The sequence below is a fragment of the Jannaschia faecimaris genome, assembly GCF_900107415.1.
Classification (GTDB): domain Bacteria; phylum Pseudomonadota; class Alphaproteobacteria; order Rhodobacterales; family Rhodobacteraceae; genus Jannaschia; species Jannaschia faecimaris.
This window is the reverse complement of sequence record NZ_FNPX01000041.1, coordinates 1-6,508: the sequence shown is the minus strand read 5'-3', so window position 1 is coordinate 6,508 and position 6,508 is coordinate 1. Positions and strand designations below refer to the sequence as shown.

The window sequence follows — 6,508 nt, the reverse complement described above, 5'->3', positions numbered from 1 at the left end:
TCGCCGCCGTCAGCGTCGTCTTGCCGTGGTCAACGTGGCCAATCGTGCCAATGTTAACGTGCGGTTTGTTGCGTTCGAACTTTGCCTTCGCCATGGAAAGTCTCCTTCAGAATGGGTGGCGGACTGGTCCGCCGGAATAGGTTTGGGCGGGCGAGGTCATCCCCGCCCTGCCCGAATTACGCGAACTTCTTCTGGATTTCGTCCGAGATGTTCTGTGGCACCGGATCATAGTGGTCGAACTGCATCGAGAACTGCGCACGGCCCGAGGACATGGAGCGCAGGGTGTTGATGTAGCCGAACATGTTGGCAAGCGGCACGAAGGAGTCGATCGCAATCGCGTTGCCGCGCTGCTCCTGACCCGAGACCTGACCACGACGGGAGGTCAGGTCGCCGATGATGCCGCCAGTGTATTCCTCCGGCGTGATCACTTCCACCTTCATGATGGGCTCGAGCAGTTTCGCGCCCGCCTTGCGCATGCCCTCACGCATGCCCATGCGGCCAGCGATTTCGAAGGCCAGAACCGAGGAGTCGACGTCGTGGAACTTGCCGTCAAGCAGCGAGACCTTGAAGTCGATGACTGGGAACCCTGCGAGCGGGCCCGAGTCCATGACCGACTTGATGCCCTTCTCCACGCCCGGAATGTATTCCTTGGGCACGGCACCTCCGACGATCTTGGATTCGAACGAGTAGCCTTCGCCCGGCTCCGTCGGCGAGATCAACAGCTTCACTTCGGCGAACTGACCCGAACCACCCGACTGCTTCTTGTGGGTGTAGGTATGCTCGACTTCGTGACCGATGGTCTCGCGATAGGCGACCTGGGGGGCACCGATGTTCGCCTCGACCTTGAACTCGCGCTTGAGGCGGTCAACCAGGATGTCGAGGTGAAGTTCACCCATGCCCTTCATGATCGTCTGACCGGATTCGATATCGGTCTCGACGCGGAAGGACGGATCCTCGGCGGCCAGACGGGCAAGGCCCTGCGACATCTTTTCCTGGTCGGCCTTGGTCTTGGGTTCCACCGCGATCTCGATGACGGGATCGGGGAAGGTCATCGTTTCCAGCACGACTTGGTCATTGATGTCCGACAGGGTGTCACCGGTGGTGGTGTCCTTCAGACCGGCCAACGCGATGATGTCGCCCGCGAACGCTTCCGTGATTTCCTCACGGTTGTTCGAGTGCATCATCATCATACGACCGACGCGCTCTTTCTTGCCCTTAGTGGTGTTCTGGAGCGTATCGCCCTTGTTCAGAACGCCCGAGTAGATGCGCGTGAAGGTCAGCGAGCCAACGAACGGGTCGTTCATGATCTTGAACGCCAGTCCGGCGAACGGCATTTTATCGTCCGCGCGGCGCGGGATGTTCCGAGTCTCTTCTTCGTCGCCCGGACGGAAGCCCATGTAATCGACCACGTCCATCGGCGACGGCAGATAGTCGATCACTGCGTTCAGCAGCGGCTGGACACCCTTGTTCTTGAAGGCGGAGCCGCCCAGAACCGGGACGAAGGCCATCGACAGCGTGCCCTTGCGCAGCAGTTTGCGCAGGGTGGCGACGTCGGGCTCGGCCGCATCCATCAGGTAGGCCTCCATCGCGTCGTCGTCCATTTCGACGGCGGCCTCGATCATCTTGCCACGCCATTCGTCGGCCATGGCCTTGAGGCTGTCGCGGATCGGCTTCTTGACCCAGGACGCGCCAAGGTCTTCACCTTCCCAGACCCACTCTTCCATGGTGACCAGGTCGATCAGGCCTTCCAGCTCGGTCTCGGCACCGATCGGAATACCGACGGGCACAGCGCGCGCGCCGGTGCGGTCTTCGATCATGCGAACGCAGTTGAAGAAGTCGGCACCGATTTTGTCCATCTTGTTGACGAACACCATCCGCGGAACCTTGTAGCGGTCAGCCTGACGCCACACGGTTTCGGTCTGGGGCTCGACGCCGGCGTTGGCGTCAAGCACGCAAACGGCACCGTCGAGGACGGCCAGCGAACGCTCGACCTCGATGGTGAAGTCCACGTGGCCGGGGGTATCGATGATGTTCATCCGGTACTTGGTGTCAGAAGTGCCATCGGCTGTCGGCTCTTCCTGGCGCTGCCAGAATGTGGTGGTCGCGGCGGAGGTGATCGTGATGCCACGCTCCTGCTCCTGCTCCATCCAGTCCATGGTGGCGGCACCGTCATGGACTTCGCCGATGTTGTGGGATTTGCCGGTGTAAAACAGAATCCGCTCGGAGCAGGTGGTCTTACCCGCGTCGATGTGGGCCATGATCCCGAAGTTCCGGTAACGGCTGAGGGGATAGTCGCGTGCCATTTGGCGTACCTCTGATTGAGGAGAAAATGGGTACGGGGGCCCCGATCAGGCCCCCGTGGTATGTGCGTTATATAGGTGCCGCGATTACCAGCGGTAGTGGCTGAACGCCTTGTTGGCGTCGGCCATCTTGTGTGTGTCTTCGCGCTTTTTCACGGCGGAGCCGCGCGACTGGACAGCGTCGATCAGCTCACCGGCCAAACGCTCTTCCATCGTGTTCTCATTGCGCGCACGGGCGGCCTTGATGAGCCAGCGGATCGCCAGCGCTTCGCGGCGTTCGGGACGGACTTCGACGGGCACCTGGTAGGTCGCACCACCAACGCGGCGCGAACGGACTTCGACCGACGGCTTGATGTTCTCAAGCGACTCGGCGAAGACCTCGATGGGCGAGCGCTTGAGCTTGGCTTCGACGCGATCCATCGCGTTGTACACGATCTTTTCTGCGGTCGACTTCTTACCGTCGAGCATCAGATTGTTCATGAATTTCGTCAGAACCTTATCGCCATATTTGGCGTCGGGCAGGACTTGGCGCTTTTCAGCGGCGTGACGGCGGGACATATCGGTATCCTCTTATTTCGGACGCTTGGCGCCGTACTTCGAACGACGCTGGCGACGGTCTTTGACGCCTTGCGTATCGAGCACACCGCGCAGAATGTGGTAGCGGACACCGGGAAGGTCTTTCACACGACCGCCGCGGATGAGCACGACCGAGTGCTCCTGCAGGTTGTGCGATTCACCGGGAATGTACGAGATGACCTCGAATCCGTTGGTCAGACGCACCTTGGCGACTTTCCGCATGGCCGAGTTCGGCTTCTTGGGCGTCGTTGTGTAGACGCGGGTGCAGACACCGCGCTTTTGCGGGCAGTTTTCCAGGTGCTGCGACTTGGAGCGCTTGACCCGGGGCTGACGCGGCTTGCGGATCAGCTGCTGGATGGTGGGCATTTACGGTTCCCCGTTCAGTTAATCTCAATCTTTTCCGGCCACGCCGACACACCAAAACCATTTGACCGCAACACCCGGATTCCGACCTGGGCGAAGCGGTTATCTGACAGAGGAAGCGGGAAGCAATATCCCGAATCTTGTGCAACAGGGTCTGGTTTGCCGGATCGGACGATTACTCACCCGGACCGAATTACGGCCGTCCTAAGGGAATCGCCGGGGGGTGTCAACGCACCCGCAACCGCTTACCAGCGTGTATCGCCCGCGTTCCGCATCAGTCAGGCAAACAGATCGTCTTCATCATTCGCGCTCCTTGCCTTGGCACCGTATTGGAGGCACCGTCCGCCATAATGCCAGACCTCCAGATTCTTGCCGTCACGCGCTTCGCTTATCCCGGACTGGGCGGCTACCAAGTCGAACATGAGACTGTCGAGGAACGCCAAGCCCACCTGTGGGAGCCGGCGCGGATGGAGGCGCGGTTTCGGTCGCTAGAGCACATCAGCCTGCGCACACTTACCTCCCAGAGTGACGATAGCTTCCGCACGATCGTCGTGACGGGCGATGCTCTCCCCGAGCCATGGCGGTCGCGCCTTGTCTCGCTGGTATCGGGACTGAAGGGGGGTGAGGTCGTCTTCCATCCCGCCCGGCATCACCGCGACGCCATGCGCGATGTGATCCTGCCGAGGATCGATCCCGAGGGACCGCCCTCCATGCAGTTTCGTCATGATGACGACGACGGCGTCGCACGTCGCTTCATAGCCCGCTGCCGAGAGGTCTGGGGCCACGTGCATCCGCTGTGGGAGCACCACAAGCGCCTGGCCATCGACTTTAATCGCGGGATGAACCTGCACCTGACACGCCAGGGACCGCTGGTCGAGGAGCGGTTCGAGACGCACCTTGGCGTTGCGCAGGCCATCATCCTTGCGCCGAACAATCAGCGCACGGGTATGCATTTCCCGCACCACCGGATCGGGACGCTGATGCCATCGGTCACGCTGCCCGACGCGGCGATGTGGTTGCGCGGAGTAGATGGCACGAACGACAGCCGGATCAAGACACACATGGACCGGTTGAAGCCGGCTGACGATGCGCAGAAGCGGATGCTGCGCCGCCGCTTCACACTCGACCTGAAGGCAATCCGTCAGAGCTTCTAGCGCGGGGCGTTCGGGCGTGGCACCGGCGCACGGCGACCTTCGCGGAGCAGCGTGTATATGCCAGTCGAGACGACCAGCGCGGCACCTATCAGTGTCAAGGGCTTGGGCCAGTCTCCGAACACCGCCCAGCCCAACAAGAGGCCCCAGATCAGCGCGGTGTAGCGGAATGGCGTTACGGCAGCGACCTCGCCCACGCGCATCGCCATGATCGAAAACAAATACCCTCCAAGGATGAACACCGACGCCGCCGCGATCAGACCGCCCTGCCCCGCCGACACCGGGGCCCAGCCTGACGGCACCGTTATCGCAAGGCCGAGGATTGTTACGCCGACGGCCGTAAAGATGGCCACCTTGAGTGACGGAACATCGCGCGACAGACGCCGAGTCAGCAGTTCGCGCAGGCTGATCATCACGACTGCCGCGAGAGCAACCAATGACCATCGGTCGAAATCAGCCCCGCCGGGGCGGACGATCATGAGCACCCCGACAAAACCGACGGTGATGGCCGTCCATCGCCGCCAGCCGACACGCTCTCCAAGGAACAGCGCACCCGCGGCAGTAATTGCCAGGGGTAGCGCCTGAAGAATCGCGGTCACGTTCGCCAGCGGCATATGTGTGAGCGCGAGGATAAAGGGAAAGAAGCTGGCCACTTCGGCCAGCGCCCGCCCGATGACCCACTTCCAGTCGTCGCGCGGCACCGGCGCGCGCAAGACTCCAGTGAAACGGGCCAGGACCACCAGCAACAGGGTCGCCCCCACTCCACGCAGGAAGACCATCTGAAAGGTCGGCATTCCCTGCGCCACGTACTTGATTACAGCATCGTTACAGGTGAACGTCGCCATGGAGCCCATCATGAAGCAGGCCCCTTTCAGATTATCGTTCATTGCCAGTCCTTTGGCGTCGTTGGCATCAGCCGTGCGGCGGCCTCCGGGTCGATGCCGAACCGCTCCCGCAGGATCTTGGCGCCCTTCCGCGTCGAAAGCGGGACAGCGTGAGGCGGCGCGGACCGGTTGCTGTCGTTGTCGTCGTGTTGGAGCCGGATGAACATCTCGTTGCCGCCCGGTTCTAGATAGGTGGGAATGAAGGTCGCAATGCGGCGGTGATTATAACGGTAGATGCAGGTCGGGATATCAGGCGAGGTGATCATCGCGCAGGCGAGGCTGGGCGCATAGGCCTCCCGGAATTGGTGGAACGGTTGATCGGAACTGTTGATGTCGAAGTAGAGGCCGCGCGTGAAAGCGAGGCAGGCGGGCGTTTCGGCGAATCCACCGTCAATCAGGCGCGCCGCGCGGTCGCGCGTCTTCTCAATATAGTCGATCCCGAGCGCGTCGTCGTCGTCGAGCCGGAATCCGGTCACATGAGTTACGCCGCCGTCGACATTTCGGCGAAAGCCCCGCTTGGCCGCGGCGAGCGGGCCCATCCGGTCAAGGAAGGCGAAACGCAGGAAGGGGAAACGGTCGGCCTGCGTGCGCAGGCGGTCTTTCCATTCGTCGGGCAGCGTGGACCCGGCGAGGATCACGCAGGTGAAATCAGGGTCGGTCTGCGCGGCCAGCGATGGCAACGTCAGGGTTTCGAGAAAGGCGAACCGCTTGGCCAAACGTGCGGGATCATAAAGCATGTCCTGCAGCGCATCGTCACCGAGGGCGGAGGCGGCAAAGCCTTCGGTGGCGGGATAGCTGAAGCGGATCAGGCCGATAATCTGGTTGCGGATGCCCATGGCGGATTGCGTCGCACGGGCCGCGCGCGCTGGCAAGTCGGAGGAAGTCCGGCCTGCCAGGTAGGTCTCTGCGGTGCAGACGAAAGCGGAAGCCGCGCCCGTACAGCACGGATCAAATTTTAAGTTCCGGTTTGGTGTTCCTGCATTTGATTTCTGCCATCATCCAGCCTCGTGTAGCGGGCATCACGCTGTCCGCTGCCATCAGACCGTCGCGACCATTTTTTCCCAGTACCAAGACGAGCGCCTCGCCTTCTCGTGCTGGAATACCCGCCGCGTGCCATGCAAGATGGGCATGGATCTGAATAGCCCCTAGTTTCCTAGACGCCTTCCTGGTTCACGTTGCGCTGTGTGTTTTCGAAGTCGACGGGTGACAGCATCCCGTTTCTGACATGTTTGCG

At 61.6% G+C, this 6,508-nt stretch carries 7 protein-coding genes; 1 reads left to right on the top strand and 6 read right to left on the bottom strand.

Annotation, left to right across the window (positions count from 1 at the left end; translation table 11 throughout):
- From BLV27_RS18855 to rpsL, 4 genes are all read right to left on the bottom strand, one after another.
- The coding region (locus BLV27_RS18855) for a GTP-binding protein (protein WP_018590913.1) at positions 1-94 on the bottom strand (94 nt) is incomplete at its 3' end.
- An 82-nt stretch (positions 95-176) separates the two neighbouring features.
- On the bottom strand, positions 177-2,303 hold the full coding sequence (gene fusA / locus BLV27_RS18850) for an elongation factor G (protein ID WP_092648020.1): 2,127 nt from the start codon (positions 2,301-2,303) through the stop codon (positions 177-179).
- An 84-nt stretch (positions 2,304-2,387) separates the two neighbouring features.
- Positions 2,388-2,858, bottom strand: a complete 471-nt coding sequence (rpsG, locus tag BLV27_RS18845) for a 30S ribosomal protein S7 (RefSeq protein WP_092648019.1) — start codon at positions 2,856-2,858, stop codon at positions 2,388-2,390.
- Positions 2,859-2,870: 12 nt separating this feature from the next.
- The gene (rpsL, locus tag BLV27_RS18840) at positions 2,871-3,242 is read right to left on the bottom strand and encodes a 30S ribosomal protein S12 (RefSeq protein WP_092648018.1); all 372 of its coding nucleotides are present in this window, start codon (positions 3,240-3,242) and stop codon (positions 2,871-2,873) included.
- 347 nt (positions 3,243-3,589) lie between these two features.
- Here rpsL and BLV27_RS18835 point away from each other — a divergent pair, with 347 nt between their 5' ends.
- The gene (locus BLV27_RS18835) at positions 3,590-4,393 is read left to right on the top strand and encodes a glycosyltransferase (protein WP_092648017.1); all 804 of its coding nucleotides are present in this window, start codon (positions 3,590-3,592) and stop codon (positions 4,391-4,393) included.
- On the opposite strand, the gene BLV27_RS18830 is transcribed toward BLV27_RS18835, so the two are convergent.
- Together BLV27_RS18830 and BLV27_RS18825 are read right to left on the bottom strand one after the other, a co-directional pair.
- On the bottom strand, positions 4,390-5,277 hold the full coding sequence (locus BLV27_RS18830; RefSeq protein WP_092648016.1) for a DMT family transporter: 888 nt from the start codon (positions 5,275-5,277) through the stop codon (positions 4,390-4,392). The two genes, BLV27_RS18835 and BLV27_RS18830, sit on opposite strands and share 4 nt — an antisense overlap.
- Positions 5,274-6,110, bottom strand: coding sequence for a glycosyltransferase (locus BLV27_RS18825; RefSeq protein WP_139176784.1), 837 nt, complete (start codon positions 6,108-6,110; stop codon positions 5,274-5,276). Before BLV27_RS18825 ends, BLV27_RS18830 begins: the two co-directional genes overlap by 4 nt.
- Positions 6,111-6,508: the final 398 nt, after the last annotated feature.

What these genes read in the sequence shown, in the direction of transcription:
- fusA (WP_092648020.1), bottom strand. Translation starts at nt 2,303, where the DNA reads ATGGCACGCGACTATCCCCTCAGCCGTTACCGGAACTTCGGGATCATG.
- rpsG (WP_092648019.1), bottom strand. Translation starts at nt 2,858, where the DNA reads ATGTCCCGCCGTCACGCCGCTGAAAAGCGCCAAGTCCTGCCCGACGCC.
- rpsL (WP_092648018.1), bottom strand. Translation starts at nt 3,242, where the DNA reads ATGCCCACCATCCAGCAGCTGATCCGCAAGCCGCGTCAGCCCCGGGTC.
- BLV27_RS18835 (WP_092648017.1), top strand. Translation starts at nt 3,590, where the DNA reads ATGCCAGACCTCCAGATTCTTGCCGTCACGCGCTTCGCTTATCCCGGA.
- BLV27_RS18830 (WP_092648016.1), bottom strand. Translation starts at nt 5,277, where the DNA reads ATGAACGATAATCTGAAAGGGGCCTGCTTCATGATGGGCTCCATGGCG.
- BLV27_RS18825 (WP_139176784.1), bottom strand. Translation starts at nt 6,110, where the DNA reads ATGGGCATCCGCAACCAGATTATCGGCCTGATCCGCTTCAGCTATCCC.